The 15361-nt window shown below is 65.1% G+C and carries 15 protein-coding genes; 4 read left to right on the top strand and 11 right to left on the bottom strand.

What is annotated here, in order from left to right; all coding sequences use genetic code 11:
• Positions 1–12: 12 nt before the first annotated feature.
• Both U0177_RS15670 and U0177_RS15665 read right to left on the bottom strand, forming a co-directional pair.
• On the bottom strand, positions 13–501 hold the full coding sequence (locus U0177_RS15670) for an NUDIX hydrolase (protein WP_409571582.1): 489 nt from the start codon (positions 499–501) through the stop codon (positions 13–15).
• Positions 502–525: 24 nt separating this feature from the next.
• Entirely contained in the window at positions 526–1020 is a 495-nt protein-coding gene (locus U0177_RS15665; RefSeq protein WP_409571581.1) for an NUDIX domain-containing protein, read from the bottom strand.
• Between the two features lie 603 nt (positions 1021–1623).
• Here U0177_RS15665 and U0177_RS15660 point away from each other — a divergent pair.
• Together U0177_RS15660 and U0177_RS15655 are read left to right on the top strand one after the other, a co-directional pair.
• A complete protein-coding gene (locus U0177_RS15660) occupies positions 1624–2679 on the top strand; it encodes a histidine kinase (protein ID WP_409571580.1) in 1056 nt (351 codons plus the stop codon).
• 335 nt (positions 2680–3014) lie between these two features.
• Positions 3015–3170, top strand: coding sequence for a Flp family type IVb pilin (locus tag U0177_RS15655; RefSeq protein WP_409571579.1), 156 nt, complete (start codon positions 3015–3017; stop codon positions 3168–3170).
• A gap of 77 nt (positions 3171–3247) precedes the next feature.
• On the opposite strand, the gene U0177_RS15650 is transcribed toward U0177_RS15655, so the two are convergent.
• Positions 3248–4897: a DEAD/DEAH box helicase gene (locus tag U0177_RS15650; RefSeq protein WP_409571578.1), complete on the bottom strand. Its 1650-nt coding sequence runs from the start codon at positions 4895–4897 to the stop codon at positions 3248–3250.
• A 239-nt stretch (positions 4898–5136) separates the two neighbouring features.
• Between U0177_RS15650 and U0177_RS15645 the strand changes: the two genes are divergently transcribed.
• On the top strand, positions 5137–5970 hold the full coding sequence (locus U0177_RS15645) for a hypothetical protein (RefSeq protein WP_409571577.1): 834 nt from the start codon (positions 5137–5139) through the stop codon (positions 5968–5970).
• On the opposite strand, the gene U0177_RS15640 is transcribed toward U0177_RS15645, so the two are convergent.
• From U0177_RS15640 to holB, 6 genes are all read right to left on the bottom strand, one after another.
• Entirely contained in the window at positions 5924–6415 is a 492-nt protein-coding gene (locus U0177_RS15640; RefSeq protein ID WP_409571576.1) for a GNAT family N-acetyltransferase, read from the bottom strand. The genes U0177_RS15645 and U0177_RS15640 overlap by 47 nt on opposite strands.
• A 74-nt stretch (positions 6416–6489) precedes the next feature.
• Entirely contained in the window at positions 6490–7743 is a 1254-nt protein-coding gene (locus U0177_RS15635) for a PotD/PotF family extracellular solute-binding protein (protein WP_409571575.1), read from the bottom strand.
• Positions 7744–7860: 117 nt separating this feature from the next.
• Entirely contained in the window at positions 7861–8727 is an 867-nt protein-coding gene (locus U0177_RS15630) for an ABC transporter permease (RefSeq protein WP_409571574.1), read from the bottom strand.
• Complete coding sequence (locus U0177_RS15625; protein ID WP_409571573.1) at positions 8724–9629, bottom strand: ABC transporter permease; 906 nt, start codon at positions 9627–9629, stop codon at positions 8724–8726. Before U0177_RS15625 ends, U0177_RS15630 begins: the two co-directional genes overlap by 4 nt.
• A gap of 81 nt (positions 9630–9710) precedes the next feature.
• Entirely contained in the window at positions 9711–10811 is a 1101-nt protein-coding gene (locus U0177_RS15620) for an ABC transporter ATP-binding protein (RefSeq protein WP_409571572.1), read from the bottom strand.
• Between the two features lie 68 nt (positions 10812–10879).
• Positions 10880–11908, bottom strand: coding sequence for a DNA polymerase III subunit delta' (holB, locus tag U0177_RS15615; RefSeq protein ID WP_409571571.1), 1029 nt, complete (start codon positions 11906–11908; stop codon positions 10880–10882).
• A gap of 223 nt (positions 11909–12131) precedes the next feature.
• Here holB and U0177_RS15610 point away from each other — a divergent pair, with 223 nt between their 5' ends.
• The gene (locus U0177_RS15610; protein WP_409571570.1) at positions 12132–12527 is read left to right on the top strand and encodes a response regulator; all 396 of its coding nucleotides are present in this window, start codon (positions 12132–12134) and stop codon (positions 12525–12527) included.
• Between the two features lie 7 nt (positions 12528–12534).
• On the opposite strand, the gene fabF is transcribed toward U0177_RS15610, so the two are convergent.
• Positions 12535–13980 carry a beta-ketoacyl-ACP synthase II gene (gene fabF, locus U0177_RS15605; protein WP_409571569.1) on the bottom strand — a complete coding sequence of 482 codons (1446 nt, stop codon included), beginning with the start codon at positions 13978–13980 and terminating at the stop codon, positions 12535–12537.
• Between the two features lie 294 nt (positions 13981–14274).
• Positions 14275–15171 carry an undecaprenyl-diphosphate phosphatase gene (locus U0177_RS15600; RefSeq protein ID WP_409571568.1) on the bottom strand — a complete coding sequence of 299 codons (897 nt, stop codon included), beginning with the start codon at positions 15169–15171 and terminating at the stop codon, positions 14275–14277.
• Positions 15172–15361: the final 190 nt, after the last annotated feature.

Here is a 15361-nt window from a genome sequence, read left to right as displayed (position 1 = left end):
CCTCCTTGCAGCCTATACCAGCGTATAGCTCCACGACACCAGCTCGCCGTTTTTATAGGGCGCGATGCCGTAAAACACCTTGCCCTGCTCGAAGACCATGTCGAGCCACATGCGGTCGCTGTCCCACATATTCAGGCTGTGCAGCTGCTCGACCGGCACCCATTCGAGCGTGCCCTCGTGGTTGCGCTCTAGCGGCGTGCCGCTCCAGCGGTCGATCCGAAAGATAAACGCGAACCAGTCTTCTTCGTTTTTGCCGAAGCCCGGCCAGCTGATTGTGCCGCGCAGCACCAGCTCCTCGGCTTCGATCCCGGCCTCCTCGCGGATCTCGCGGCGCATCCCGCTGACCACGTCTTCGTCGCTGTCCAGCTTGCCGCCCAGGCCGTTGTACTTGCCGTAGTGCAGGTCGTCGGGGCGGGTGTTGCGGTGGATCATCAGCACCTGCGCGCCATCCGGCGACATCACGTAGCCAAGCGTTGCCAGAATGGGAGTATACGCCGCCATGAAATCTACTCCATCGATCAATGCTTACCAATCGCGGTATAGGCCGCGCGCGCCGCTGCGGTACTCGGCCACGCGCCGGCGCGTGGCCACGTCGGTGTTGGTGGGCAGCGCGCCGAGCGGGAAAAAGCGCGCCTCGGCGATCTCGACCGAGCGCGGCGGCTTTGGCTCGTTCAGCGGCGCGCCCACGAACACGCCAATGTAGTTGCTCGCGCCGCCGCCGAAGCGGTCGTACAGCCCCAGGAAGTAGTCGACGCGCATGCGCACGCCGCTTTCTTCGGCGGCCTCGCGCGCGGCCGCCGCCTGCATGCGCTCGAAGCGCTCGACGCCGCCGCCGGGCAGCGCCCATGGCGTGCGGCCGGCACGGTGGCGGATCAGCAGAACCATGTCGTCGCGCACGATCAGCGCGCGTACCCCGATCAGCATAGGCCGGCGCGCCCGCCAGACGAGCGCGCGCGCGCCCGTCGCCAGTGCGTATGCCGAGCCGAGCGCCGCGTTTTCGATGTATTGCCAGAATGTCATCAGCGTCTCGCTCTTGTTCGTCGAATCAAAAAGCCCTCGCCTTCCCGATCGTTCGCGGCTCGTAGCTCGCGGCGCTGAATTGGCCAGCCCGGCCAGCTCAACACCTACAACCCACAACCCACAACGTGCGGAAGGACGAGAGCAACAGGCCCCCGTGGTGCCACCTTCGTTCGCCACGCTAAGCGCGTGGCCTCGGCGCGCCGAAGCGCGTAACGCTGTAACGGGCGTGCCCGGGCCGGGTTGGGCGCGTTGGCGCTTCCCCAGCGACTCAGGAGTGGATCGGCGCGTGCCCAGCTACCGCCTCGCAGCTACCGGCGGCTCTCTGAAGCTGGCAACGGCATGTGCTCCGTCGTCGTCGTTCTCGCGATTATACCACGCGCCTATCGCCGGTGCAATCGTCCAGCCGGCCGATGTCGCGATTGTAATGTGCTATAATCGATATACGTAGGCCTTGCGCAGCTGGCGCGCTCAGCCTTCGGCAGAGCAGTACTTTTTTGTGTCGGCGTGCGTGCTTCCACGCTACGTGCGGAAACGTCGCCGGTACCAACAGATCGAGTACCATGCTGCCGCAGGCACAATCCGAAATAGCGAAGGGAATCCGCCGTGGCAGCGAGTCAAGCGCAGCAAAAGCTGGAAGAGATCCACAGTACGATCGGTGCCGACCTTGAAAAAACCCGTCGCGAGCTAAACGAGATGGAGACGCTCCTGCGTCAGACCAATGCCGAGGTCGAGAAGCTGGCCCAGCGCGAGCTGACGGTCGCCAACCGCCTGCGCGATCTCGAGGTAAACCTCGATAAGTATAGCAAGGCCGACATCAAAAACTTTTACACCTCGGCCCAAGAGGTGCAGATGCGCCTGCTGATGATGCGCGGCCAGCTCGAGCAGCTGCAATTTCGCCAGCAGCTGCTGAAAACCCGCCAGTCGCAGCTCTACGAGATCATCACTGCGGTCGAGCCGCTGCTTGGCGCCGATATTGGCGGCGGGCCGCGCGCCGCCGACGATGGCGTCGAGCGCATCGCCGCGATCATCCAGGCCCAGGAGAACGAGCGCCTGCGCATCTCACTGCAGATGCACGACGGCCCGGCCCAGTCGATGAGCAACCTGGTGCTGCGCGCCGAGATCTGCCAGCGCCTGCTCGACCGCGACATCGAGCAGACGCGCGGCGAGCTGGTGGCGCTCAAAAGTGCGATCAACACCACGCTGCAAGATACCCGGCGCTTTATTTTCGACCTCCGCCCCATGATCCTCGACGACCTCGGCCTGGTGCCGACGCTGCGGCGCTATGTGCAGCAGTTCGGCGATAAAAACAAGCTCGATGTCAACCTGCAGGTGCAGAATATGGACGCGCGCTTGCCTAGCCACTACGAGGTCGCGCTGTTCCGCTTCATCCAAGAGGCGTTGAATAATGTCGCGCGCCACGCGAACGCCAGCCAGGCCCGCGTGTTGCTCGACAGCGGCGGCGGCAGTATCCACGTATCGGTCGAGGACGACGGCACCGGCTTCCACGTCAACGAGGTGCTGTCGGAGCAGAGCGGCCGGCGTAACCTGGGGATCGAGACATTGCGCCAGCAAGCCGAGACGCTGCTGCGCGGCGAGTTCGGCATCGAAAGCTCGGTCGGCCGCGGTACGCGTGTGGCTGCGGTGGTGCCGGTACCATAACACCATAGCGCGATAGAGCGTGAACCTACGAAAGCCGGTCGTTTCCGTTAAAACGACCGGCTTTCGTATGCGATAGCTGCGTAATTTGGCTTCCTAATGCAGTATTTATGATGCGATTGTCATTTGATTGGTAGTTAATTTATTTTGTCTGTCGAAATGTATTTGTGCAACAGAGCAACGTTTGCGCAGCGAAAACAGTGGCCCAAACGCAACTTCCGATGAACAAAGAGTCAAGCAAGTACCAAGAAGTATAGGACCATCAGACTATTGAGTTATGCGCTAGGTACTTCTATACTAATGATGCTTTATTCGGCAATTATTCAAGGAGGCACGCAATGATCCGGAGCTTTTTCGCCAAGGAAGAGGGCCAGGGCCTGGTAGAGTACGCGCTGATCCTGGTGCTGATCGCGATCGTGGTGATCGGCATTCTGACTCTGCTTGGCGGCAAGGTCAGCCAGGTGTTCAGCTCGATCAATAGCGGCCTGGGCTAGGCTGAACGTTTCGCTCGAACGCACCGCGGCCGCGCCATTGGCGCGGCCGCGGTGTTTTGCTGTTGGCCGAAGGCGCTTTAGCGCCGCGGCGGGCGGGCGATGCTGGGGGCGATCTTGCGGCCGCGGATGGTAGTGTGGCGCAGCGCGCGGATGACCTTCTCGGACATATTGTTCGGCACCTCAACCAGCGCGAAGCTTTCGAACAGCTCGATCGCGCCGATTGCGCGGCCGGGGATGCCGGCCTCGTTGGCAATCGCGCCGACGATATCGGCCGGGCGTACGCCGTCGTCGCGGCCCACGTCGATGTACAGCCGGGTCATGCCCTGGCTTGGCCCGAACTCGCGGGTGCGTCCGCGGCGCGGCCGGCCATCGCGCTCATCCTCGAAGCGGTCTTGCTGCTGCTCGGCCAGCGTATCCTCGGTCTCGACCAGCGACTGGTCGAGCAGGAGCTTGAACGCCGCCGCCGCGAGATCGGTGGGGCTGAACTCTTCGCCCAGATCCTCGGCCATGATCAGGTATGGCTCGAGCCCGCCGTTGGTGATGGTTTCGCGCAGCGTTTCTTTGAAACTTTCGCGGCGCCGCGCGATCACGTCGGCGACGGTGGGCAGGCGCATGCGCTGGATCTTCGCGCCGGTCATGCGCTCGATCATGTTGAGCTGGCGGCGCTCGCGCGGCGTGACAAGCGTCACGGCGTTGCCGGTGCGGCCGGCGCGGCCGGTGCGGCCGATGCGGTGCACGTAGATCTCCGGGTCGAGCGGGATGTCGTAGTTGATCACATGCGACACGTGCTCGATGTCGAGGCCGCGCGCGGCCACATCGGTGGCCACCAGCAGCTCGGCCTGGCCGGTGCGGAAGCGCTGCATGACCCGGTCGCGCTGCACCTGGCTGAGGTCGCCGTGCAGCGTCTCGGCCGGGAAGGCCCGCGCGACCAAGCGCTCGCCGAGCGAGTCGACCTCGCTCTTGGTGCGGCAGAAGATGATCGCCGATGTCGGCATTTCGAAGTCGAGCACGCGCGCGAGGATCTCGAACTTATCGCGCCCGCCGGCCTCGTAGTAGATCTGGCGGATCTGCGGCACGGTCATCTGCTCGGCCTGAATGGTGATCCGCTGCGGCTCGCGCATGTACTGTTTGGCCAGGTTCGCGATCGGGGTGGGCATTGTCGCCGAGAATAGCGCGGTGCGCCGGGTGGCCGGCGTTTCTTTCAAGATCGCCTCGATATCCTCGATAAAGCCCATATCGAGCATCTCGTCGGCCTCGTCGAGCACCACGGTGCGCACCTGGTCGAGCTTGAGCGTGCCGCGCTGGATATGGTCGAGCAGGCGGCCGGGCGTGCCGACCACCACGTTCACGCCGCCGCGCAGCGCGCGCAGCTGGCGATCGATCGGCTGGCCGCCGTACACCGGCAGAATGGCGACGTGCTTGTGGAACTTGCCGTAGGCGTGGAATGCCTCGGCCACCTGCACGGCCAGCTCGCGCGTGGGCGTCATCACCAGGGCCTGGGGGGCGCGCAGCTCAGGGTCGAGCTGCTCGATGATCGGCAGGGCGAAGGCGGCTGTTTTGCCGGTGCCCGTCTGCGCTTGGGCGATCACATCGGCGCCCGCGAGCATCTTGACGATCGTGCGCGCCTGGATCGGGGTTGGCTCTTCATAGCCGAGCTCGCCGATCGCCTGGAGGGTGGCCTCGCTCAGGCCCAGGTCGGCGAAGCTGGTTGTGGGGGTTGCTGTCACGTTTTTATGATTCCTGTGTTACCAACAAAAAGAAACGCAAGGCGTTGCGCTTGCGCTACATCACGATGCGTGCCATCCGGCCGCTGCATGTTGTCTGGCTGAGCGTCGGGGCCGCCCCGACGTTGCCGCGGCGCTTGCCCTGGCTCATTATACCGCGATCTTGCGCTTTGCGCACGCGCCTTGCCGTGGCTGCGTGCCTGTGCTAGTATACGGCGGTACCTGCGTCTACAAGGAGTGCGATGCGTTTTTACCTGTTCGTCGCTCTGCTCGCGATCGCGCTTGGGCTCGATATGCTGCTGTTGGCGCTCGGCCTTGCGCAGCCGCAGGCGCGCCTGTTCCAGGCCCCGGTGGCACGCGCGGCGCCGCACGCCGTGCTTGCGCCAAGCTCCACAGCTACCCGCGCACCCAGCCCCACGGCCACGCACACGCCCAGCCCCACGGCCAGCCCAACCGCTACCGCTACCGTCACGGCGGCTCCGAGCCCCACGCCGTCGCCAAGCCCAACCGCCACGCCACCGCCGCCGCGCCTGCTGGCAGCCAAGGCGGTTTCGTTCACGCCGGCCAACCGGGCGGTGCGCGCGAATATTCGGCTTGCGCTAGCGCTGGATGGCGGCGCGCTCTCGCATGTGCTGCTGGCGCCGGGCGACGTGTTTTCGTTCAACGCGCTGCTTGGCCCGCGCCCGCAGCGGCTTCCCTGGAAGTACGTGGTAGTGCAGCCGACGCCAGCGCCGACCGATGGGGCGGCGCCGGCTAGCAGCGCCGACGTGCAGCGGATCCAGGGCGGCGGCCTGTGCGACCTCGCCAGCCGCTTTGTGATGGCCGCCCGGCCGCTGCTGCCGGCCAAGGCCTTTCGGTTTGTCAACCACGTACGCTCGAATGGCGTGCATCTCAGCGGGGTGCCCACGCGCGACACCGTGTCGATCTGGGCGGTAGGCGGCGGGCCAGGCGAGCAAGATCTGACGATCCGCAACCTGAGCGACGGCTGGCTGGAGTTTGCGATCACCCGCGACGGCGAGCGGATCACCGTTACGGCGCGGCTGTGGGATCGTGCGCCGGCCGGGTCATTTCAATGAACTCGTAGGCGCCTAGCCGGGTGTAGCGCGTAAAGCTTCGGCCGGCGACGAAGCCGGCGCGCTCGTAGACGCGGATGGCGCGCTGGTTGAAGGTAGCGACGTCGAGCCGGAAGCTTATGGGCGCGTAGGTAGCCCGCCCGAATGCCAGCCCGGCGCGCACAAACGCCAGGCCATGGTGCTGCCCCGTCAGATCCGGCCGCAGCCCCAGGCCGATCTCGAGCGCGTAGCCAAGCTTGCGAAACGAGAACACGCCTATCAGCGGGTCGTCGTGCGAGGCCACTGCATAGAACCCGATGCGCCGTAGCGGCGCCGTAACCCGGTGTATCGCCACGCTGCCGAGCATCTGCCCGCGCGCCAGATCGTAGAGCTGGTAGGGTGCCGGGTAGCGCCAACGCGCCACCGCCAGCGCGTCGGCCCAGGCCAATGGCCGAAAATACAGCTCCATGGCTTCCTCGGCCAAATGCCGGCGCACGGCCGGCCGAAAAGCGACCGTGCGCCCAAGCCGCAATCCGTGCCGCGCTACTCGCCCTTCACCGCCGTCCACAGATCGGTGAACGCCACGGTCTTTTCGTTCTTCACGATCCACTCGAGCCGCTTCATAGTGGCGTCGTCGGGCGCGAAGCCTTCTTTATACAGCTGCTGGATCTTCGGATCGAGCAGCTTCTCGGCGTCGGCGTTCGGGGTGATGCCCTGGTTGAACGCCGTATTCTTGGCGGCGATCTCGGGGCGCATCAGGTAGTTCAGAAACACGTGCGCCGTGTAGATGTTCGGCGAGTCGGCCACGATGCAGGCGTTATCCTGCCAGATCGTGCCGCCCTCCTTCGGCACCACGAACACGATGTCGGCGTTGCCGGAGTAGTCGCCGTCGATGCCGGTGCGCGCCTGCATTGCGTTGTTGTTGTAGATCTGGCCGATCACGATCTCGCCGGCCGCGAGCTTGCGGCTGACATTGCTGCTGTCGTAGGCGGCCAGGAATGGCTTCTGCGCCTTGAGCAGATCCTCGGCCTGCTTGAGATTGGCCGGATCGGTGTCGTTCATCGATTTGCCGAGGTAGTGGAGCGCGGCGCCTGGCACCTCGCGCTCGTCGTCGAGCATGCTCACCTCGCCCTTGTACGGCTCGACCTGCTTCGGGTCGAACACGGCGCCCCAGCTGTCGACGGGCGCGCTGAACTTGCTCTTGTTGTAGGCCAGGCCGGTGGTGCCATAGTTATACGGGATCGAGTAGACATTGCCTTTGTCGTAGTACAGGTCGAGGTTCGACTTGCGCAGGTGCGCCAGGTTGGGTAGCAGCGATTTGTCGAGCGTGGCGATCAGCTTATCGCGCGCCATGATCTCGACGGCGTAGTCCGACGGGAACACCACATCGTAGCCCGAGTTGCCCGGCCGGATCTTGGCGATCATGTCCTCGTTGTTGTCGTATACCTCCATTGTGACCTTGACGCCATATTCTTGCTCGAAGCTCTTCAGCACTTCGGGGTTCAGGTAGTCGGCCCAGTTATAGATGTGCAGCTCCTTCGAGAGCTTCGACGTGTCGACTTGCAGCTCGCCGGCTGCGGGTGCGCTGGCCGCGGTGGGCTGGTCGGCCGGCGCAGCCGCTTGCGTTGGCGCGGGCGCGCTGGTGGCCTGGGCATTTGTGCTGCCGCTGCTTGCGGCAGTGGGCGCCGAGCTTGCGCCGCCGCTTGCGGCAGTGGGTTCCGAGCTTGCGCCGCCGCCGCAGGCGGAGACCGCCAGCAGCACCACGAGAAGTACGAGCGAGAGCTTAAGGCGGGCCATGAGCAAATCCTCCTTCTATACCGACAGAAGACGCGATGGTAGCAGAGAGCGGCAAAGAGGATAGAGGATAGCGGCAGCTGTCTATCCTCTACCCTCTATGCTTCGCTCCGCGCCCAACTACCGGCGCTGGCGCTGCACAAACTGCGAGAGCGCCACCAGCGTCATCGAAATAACCAGCATCACCGTGGAGATCGCGTTGATCTTGGGGGTAACCGCGCGCTTAACCTGGGCGTACACCTCGATCGGCAGCAGCGACGTGCCGGGCCCGGTGGTGAAGAAGCTAATAATGAAGTCGTCGAGCGAGATCGTGAAGGCCAGCAGCGCCCCGCCGATGATGCCGGGCAGGATCAGCGGGAAGGTGATCCGCCAGAATGTCTGCCACTCATTCGCGCCCAGGTCGCGCGCCGCCTCTTCGAGGCGCCGGTCGAAGCCCTTCAGGCTGGCGCGCACCACCACCACCACAAACGAGATGCTAAACGCGATATGCGAGATGATCACGGTGGTGAGGCTCATCTTGAGCTGGCTGCCGGTGATATTCTGGATGATGCCGAACATGAAGGCGAAGAACGCCAGCAGCGCCAGCGCCATGACGATCTCGGGGATCACGATCGGCAGGTACAGCAGCGCGTCCATGCCGGTGCGCCCGCGAAAGCGGTAGCGCTCCATGGCCAGCGCCGTCAGCGTGCCAATGATCGTCGAGATAATCGTCGACACCAGCGCCACGGTCAGCGTATTCCAGGCCGCGCCCATGAGGCGCTCGTCCTGCAGCAGCTTGGTGTACCACGAGAAGGTGAAGCCGGTGAGCCGCGCGCCGAAGCTGTCGGTGGTAAACGAGAACAGCACCAGGATGACGATCGGCGCGTACAGAAACACGTACATCAGCGCCGAGTGCACGCCCAGCAGCACGGTGCGCCAGTTGGTGCGCGCGGCGGCCCGCGTGGCGGTAGCAGGGCGCGCCTGCGATTGCGAGCTTGCTTCGATCATCGGTCTTCCTCTGTGGTTGTGCGGAAGTAGAAGATAATCGCGATCGTCAGCACCAGCATGAAGATCAGCGCCATGGCCGAGCCGAGCGGCCAGTTCGGCGGGTTCGAGCGCGTGAACAGGCGCTGCAGCAGGTTGCCGAGCATGTCGACCTTGGCGCCGCCCAGCAGGTCGGAGACGACAAACTGGCCGACGGTGGGGATGAACACCAGCACCGAGCCGGCCGCCACGCCGGGCATTGTCAGCGGCAGCATGATCCGCAGAAACGCCCGCCGCCGGTCGGCCCCCAGGTCGGAGGCGGCCTCGAGCAGTGTGAAGTCGAAGCGGTCGATCGAGGCATAGATCGGCAGCACCATAAACGGCAGCTCGCCATAGATCAGGCCCACCAGCACCGCGCCGGTGGTGTTCAGCAGCGTCAGGCGCGGCATGCCGATCGATTGCAGCAGCGAGTTGATCACGCCGTTATTGGCCAGGATGATCATCCAGGCATAGGTGCGCACCAGGAAGTTGGTCCAGAACGGGATCAGCACCAGGAACAGCAGCACATTGCGCCAGCGCGGCGACCGCTGCACAATGTACAGCGCCAGCGGGTAGCCGATCAGCAGGCACACCACAGTCGTCATGACGCCGATCCACAGCGAGCGCACGTAGGCGTTCACATACAGATCTTTGGTGAACAGCGTGGCGTAATTGCCGAGTGTGAACTTCCAGATGACATTGCCGGTGGGGCCGGGGGTGAGGAAGCTATAGAGCAGGATGACGAACAGCGGGAAGGCGAAGAACACGCTGAGCCAGAACAGGCCGGGGAATAGCAGGGCGAACAGCCGCCCGCGCTCGCTGCGATTGATCGCCTTGGACAGCGCCTGCTGGCGCGCCTCGCTGATCGGAGCGGTGTCAGTCGTCAAGGTGCGATCCCTTTCAGTGCTGCATGCTGCCGAGGCGTTGCAGCCTGCGGCAGCGGGGTTGTGCTTTGGCAGGCCGGGCGCTTAATCTTTCAGCACGAGCGCGTTCTCGACCGGCCACCACAAATAGCCCTGCTCGCCGCGCTGCCAGTAGGCGTCGCGGTCGACGGTCGAGCGCGTGTTTTGCTCCCACACGCTGAATAGGCGATCCTGGCCAAGCTGCACCATGATGCGCGTGTCGCTGCCGATATACGAGACGCGATCGACTGTGACCTGAAACATGTTCGCGGGCGGGTCGGCCGGCCGCTGCACCGACAGGCGTGCTTTCTCGGGCCGCACCGACACATACACCTCGTCGCCGACGGTGAGCGGCTGCACCAGCTGGCCGCGCAGCGTCAGCCCGGCGCCGTCGCTGATCGTCGCGCTGCCGGCGCTGAGGTCGCTGACGCGGCCGCGAATAAAATTCGACTCGCCGATGAAATCAGCCACAAAGCGGCAGTTTGGCCGCTCGTAAATCTCGGTCGGCGTGCCGATCTGCAGCGCCTTGCCCTCGCTCATCACCGCGATCCGGTCGCTCATCGTCAGCGCCTCTTCTTGATCGTGCGTGACAAAGATGAACGTAATGCCGACGCGCTCCTGCAGGCGTTTCAGCTCGATCTGCATTTCCTTGCGCAGCTTCAGATCGAGGGCGCCAAGCGGCTCGTCGAGCAGCAGCACGTCGGGGCGGTTCACCAGCGCGCGCGCCAGCGCCACGCGCTGCTGCTGGCCGCCCGAGAGCTGGCGCGGCCGGCGCTCGCCGTAGCCGCTGAGGCGCACCATGTCGAGCGCCTCGTCGACGCGCCTGGTGATGTCGGCGCGCGGCACCTTTTTCATCTCGAGCCCGAAGGCGACATTTTCGGCCACGCTCATGTGCGGGAACAGCGCATACGACTGGAACACCGTATTCACATTGCGCTGGAATGGTGGGGTCGTGCCGATTGGCGTGCCGTTCAGCAGAATTTCGCCGGCAGTGGGGTACTCGAAGCCGGCGATCATGCGTAGACTGGTGGTTTTCCCGCAGCCCGAGGGGCCGAGCATCGAGAAGAACTCGCCATTTCGAATTTCCATCGTCACATGGTCGACTGCGTTGACTTCGCCAAAGCGCTTGACGACATCGCGCATCTCTATGGCATAGCCATCCTTCACGAGCTTCCTCCAGTACGCACAGCGATTGAGGCCGGAATGGGAATAGCGGCGATTATACCATACTCGTGCTACGCGCCAGGTAGGTGCAGCAGGGCATTCTCGAGCGCTAGCTGCGGATTGACATTTTCGCGCAGCTGGCGGGCGGTGTCGTTGAGACGCGCCACGAAGCGCTCGATCTCGGCCAGGTGAAAGCGTGCGGCCGCCTGCTCGATCTCGGCGCGCCGGTCGATGTGGATGATCTGCTCGGGGCAGCCTGCCGCCGTCACCAGCACGTCGCGCCACCAGCTTTGCCATAGCCCGAGCGCCTCGAACACGGCGGCCTGCTCGCCCGAGCGGTACTGCTTGGCGCGCTCTTCGGCCCAGCGAAAGCCGGCCGCGCGCGGCTGTAGCTGCATGGCGATCAGCTCGTCGAGCTGGCCCTGGCGCGCTTCAAGCTCGTCGGGGTGCGCGATCATGTGGATGGCCCAGCCGATCCGCCCGCCGCTCCAGGCCGCCAGCAGGTCGGCGTCGGCCGTTGCGAGGTTGAAGCGCTCGCGCAGCGCCGCCGCCACCGCCGCGCGCGCCACTGGCCGCAGCTTGAGCGGCTGGCAGCGCGAGACGATCGTCGGCAGCAGCTCGCCGGCGGTGTGGGCCACCAGCACCAGCGTGGCGTAGGGCGGCGGCTCCTCGAGCGTCTTGAGCATTGCGTTTGAGGCTGCCTCGGTGAGCCGCTCGGCGTCGTGCAGGATGAACACGCGCCGCCGGCCCTCGTACGGGCGCAGGTTGATATCGGCCAGCCAGTCGCGCACGGTGTCGATCTTCAGGTCGCGCTGGCGCGCGGCTTCCTCGGGCTTGAGCCCGGCCGTCTGGCTGGCCATGCCGGCGACGCGCACGTCGGGGTAGCTGCCGCGCTCGATCTGCTTGCAGGCTCGGCATTGCAGGCACGGGTCGGGGCCGCCGCGCTCGCAGTTCAGCGCCTGGGCCAGCCGCAGCGCCAGCCGCGATTTGCCCACGCCGGCCGGCCCGCTGATCAGGTAGGCGTGGGCCGCCCTGCCGCCGGCGATCGAGCGCCGCAGGAAATCGATCGCCCAGGCGTGCCCGACAATATCCCAGCTCATTCGTGTATCCTTGGCGCCCTGGCCATCGGCCGGCGGCGCGTAAGCGCAGCATTAGCGTTACAAATTGCTCACGACTTGATTCCGCATTGGATTGCGAAATAGCCGCTGCGACGGCCACTAGTAATTAACGTTCGGTTAAAATAGTTTGTGTGCGAAACTTTTTTGTGCGGCGGCGCATTTGTAGTAAGTGGAACCCGCACGCAGCCGCTCGTGAGGCCGCCCTATGGCACAGCGCACGATCATGATCATCGACGACGCATCCGACCACCGCGATATTGTCGGGCGGCTGTTGCGTGGCGTCGGCTTTCGGGTGATCGAGGCGGCGCCTGGCGACGAAGCGCTGTGCACCGCGCGCAGCGCCCAGCCCGACCTGATCCTCTCGGCGCTGTCGCTGCCCGGCCAGCCTGCCTGGGAGACCACGCGGCGGCTGCACGCCGAGCCGGTTCTGGCGGCCACGCCAATTCTCGGAACCACGATCTACGACACGCTGCTGCCGTGGGCCTGGATGCGGCGGATCGGCTGCACCGACTTTGTCGACAAGCCATTCGACATCGACGAGCTGCTGCGCAGGATCGAGCGGCTGCTGCCGGACATGCCCTGCGCGCCGCTGGCGGCATAATCGCGGCCTACACGCCCCCTGGCTTCTGAAACACCAGCACGCCATTCACCCCGCCAAAGCCGAACGAGTTCGACATCGCGATCTGCAGCGCCGCCGGGCGCGCCTGGTTCGGCACGTAGTCCAGGTCGCATACTGCGTCGGCCTGCTCGAGGTTGATCGTCGGCGGGATGAGGCCGTGCTGGAGCGCCAGGATGGTGGCGGCGGCCTCGACCGCGCCGGCCGCGCTGGTGAGGTGCCCGATCATCGATTTGGTCGAGCTGATCGGCACGCTGTTGGCATACTCGCCGAAGGCGCGCTTGATCGCGAGCGTTTCCGACACATCGCCGACGGGCGTGCTGGTGGCGTGTGCGTTGATGTAATCGATCTGCTGCGGGCTGAGCCGGGCGCGGGCCAGCGCCGCGGCCATCGCGCGGGCGGCGCCGTCGCCTTCGGGGTGCGGCGCGGTAACGTGGAAGGCGTCGCACGTCGAGGCATAGCCGATGATCTCGGCGTAGATCCGCGCGCCGCGGCGCCGCGCATCCGAGAGCCGTTCGAGCACCAGCACGCCCGCGCCCTCGCCGAGCACAAAGCCATCGCGCGCGGCGTCGAACGGCCGCGAGGCGCGCGCGGGGTCGTCGTTGCGCGTCGAGAGCGCGCGGATCGCGCAGAAGCTGGCCAGCGTCAGCTGGCAGATCGGCGCCTCGGTTCCGCCGGCCAGCATCACCGCCGCGTCGCCGCGGCGGATCACCTCGGCGGCCTCGCCGATCGCCTGCGAGCTGGCGGCGCAGGCGGTGGCGATCGCGGTGTTGTAGCCCAGCAGGCCCAGCTGAATGGCCACCTGGCACGAGGGCATGTTTGGCAGCGAGCCGGTGATATAGAACGGATTGACCTTGCCGAAGCCGCGCTCGATCAGCGTGCGCGCGGCAAGCTCGGTGTCGGGCGGCGAGCTGCTGCCATTGGCGATCAGCGCGCCGATCTCGCGCCGATTGTCGTCGCTCACGGCCAGCCCCGAGTCCGCCAGGGCCATGCGCGCGGCGGCTACCGCGAACTGGCTGGCGCGCGAGATCCGGCGGGCCTCTTTGGCTTCGAGGTAATCGCGTGGCTCGAAGCCAGGCACTTCGGCGGCGATCCGGCTGGGCGAGTCGCCGGGGTTGCACAGCGTGATCGGCCCGACGCCGCTGCGTCCGGCGGCAAGGCCGCTCCAGAACGCGCTCAAGCCAATGCCCAGCGGCGTCAGCACACCCATCCCTGTCACTACCACGCGGCTGTCTTCGTCGCGCGTGTCGGCCCATGCCGGCGCGGGCTGCGCCACCAGGTCGTCGTCGATCAGCTCTTCGTCGTGCAGGATCTCTTCGAGTAAGTCGTCGATCTGGGCGTCGATCGTCGTTTCCGCCGCGCCCTGGCGCACCAGCTGGAGCAGGCGCTGGCGCAGCGCTGCGCGCGTAAGCTGCGGTTGTTTATGATTATGGCGCATACGGTTTCCTTCGCTGTGGCGTTGTACTGCGCTATTCACGGGTTAAGCAGGTTCGCGGCCAGGATTATAGCATGGGCATGAGGGCGCGGCAACCGTCTGGCGCTTCCGGCCGGGCTAGCGCAACGCCATTTGATTGCTGCCCCGGGCACATGAGACGAACACAAACCAGTGTGGCGGTTTCGGCCTTGCCGAAACCGCCACACTGGGCTGTATCTACCGCTTTCCCGCAGCAGGAAAGGCGGAGAGAATCTGACTTTGCACTGAAACGCGGCCGGCGTGGCGCGATGCAGGTGGCTAGCGTGTGAAGTACACCGCCACAATCACCAGCGCCAGCAGCACACGGTAGAGCGCGAACACGCCAAAGCCGGCGCGGCGGATGTAATCGAGCAGAAAGCCGATCGCGAGCGCGCCGACCACGCCCGAAACCAGCACGCCGATCAGGAAGACATCGATCTCGCTGCGCGGGATGGCCAGCATATCGGGCAGCTTCAGCGCCACAGCGGCGCCGGTGATCGGCGCGCTCAGCAGAAACGAGTAGCGCGCGGCGGCCTGGCGGTCGAATTTCAGCAGCCGGCCCATGGTGATCGTACCGCCCGAGCGCGACACGCCGGGGATCAGCGCGCAGGCCTGGGCCAGGCCAATCAGCAGCGAATCGCGCCACGAGATCGTTTCAAGCGGCTTGATCTGCGGCTGCAGCCGGTCGGCGGCGTACAGCAGCACGCCCATAATTGTCAGAGTTGTGGCGATCAGCAGTGGCGCGCGCAGCGCCTGCTCGGCGGCTTTTTCGAGCAGCACGCCGAGCAGTGCGCCGGGGACGGTAGCGAAGATCACCGAGCTGAGGATGTGCTCGGCCTGGTTGCGCCGCCGCGTCGGGTCGCCGCGCATCTTGGCCAGCGCCCACTCGGCCAGGCCGGGTATGGCGCGCAGCAGCATCAGCCAATCTTTCCAAAAGTAGATCAGCAGCGACACCAGCGTGCCAATATGCAGCGCGACATCGAAGGTCAGCGAATCGATCACGCCGCCATGCCAGCCAAACAGCCAGGGCACCAGAATCAAGTGCGCCGACGACGAGATCGGTAGAAATTCGCCTAAACCTTGCACAATGCCCATGATCACCGGCTGGGTGTAGCCAAAAAACGATAGGAGTACGCAAGCTATCGCAGTGAGTGCTGCGAGCACTGGCGCGTTCATGCTGAGGGTTGCTTTTTGAGTTGCCTGGGTCGATGACGATGACTGCTCTTGCATGCGCGCGGGCTCTCCCTTCACAATGCTATTCTGGTGTCGATACGCTTTTCGCATAGCAAACACCTCTATCATCGATTATACCAGAAAAGCCGGTGCGCCAGATAACTATTCGGTCAGACATGGCAGAATGTGTGAT

It is taken from the genome of Kouleothrix sp., assembly GCF_046328425.1.
Classification (GTDB): domain Bacteria; phylum Chloroflexota; class Chloroflexia; order Chloroflexales; family Roseiflexaceae; genus Kouleothrix.
This window is presented reverse-complemented; position numbering and strand designations above follow the sequence as displayed.

What these genes read in the sequence shown, in the direction of transcription:
- U0177_RS15670 (WP_409571582.1), bottom strand. Translation starts at nt 501, where the DNA reads ATGGCGGCGTATACTCCCATTCTGGCAACGCTTGGCTACGTGATGTCG.
- U0177_RS15665 (WP_409571581.1), bottom strand. Translation starts at nt 1,020, where the DNA reads ATGACATTCTGGCAATACATCGAAAACGCGGCGCTCGGCTCGGCATAC.
- U0177_RS15655 (WP_409571579.1), top strand. Translation starts at nt 3,015, where the DNA reads ATGATCCGGAGCTTTTTCGCCAAGGAAGAGGGCCAGGGCCTGGTAGAG.
- U0177_RS15645 (WP_409571577.1), top strand. Translation starts at nt 5,137, where the DNA reads ATGCGTTTTTACCTGTTCGTCGCTCTGCTCGCGATCGCGCTTGGGCTC.
- U0177_RS15640 (WP_409571576.1), bottom strand. Translation starts at nt 6,415, where the DNA reads ATGGAGCTGTATTTTCGGCCATTGGCCTGGGCCGACGCGCTGGCGGTG.
- U0177_RS15635 (WP_409571575.1), bottom strand. Translation starts at nt 7,743, where the DNA reads ATGGCCCGCCTTAAGCTCTCGCTCGTACTTCTCGTGGTGCTGCTGGCG.
- U0177_RS15630 (WP_409571574.1), bottom strand. Translation starts at nt 8,727, where the DNA reads ATGATCGAAGCAAGCTCGCAATCGCAGGCGCGCCCTGCTACCGCCACG.
- holB (WP_409571571.1), bottom strand. Translation starts at nt 11,908, where the DNA reads ATGAGCTGGGATATTGTCGGGCACGCCTGGGCGATCGATTTCCTGCGG.
- U0177_RS15610 (WP_409571570.1), top strand. Translation starts at nt 12,132, where the DNA reads ATGGCACAGCGCACGATCATGATCATCGACGACGCATCCGACCACCGC.
- fabF (WP_409571569.1), bottom strand. Translation starts at nt 13,980, where the DNA reads ATGCGCCATAATCATAAACAACCGCAGCTTACGCGCGCAGCGCTGCGC.
- U0177_RS15600 (WP_409571568.1), bottom strand. Translation starts at nt 15,171, where the DNA reads ATGAACGCGCCAGTGCTCGCAGCACTCACTGCGATAGCTTGCGTACTC.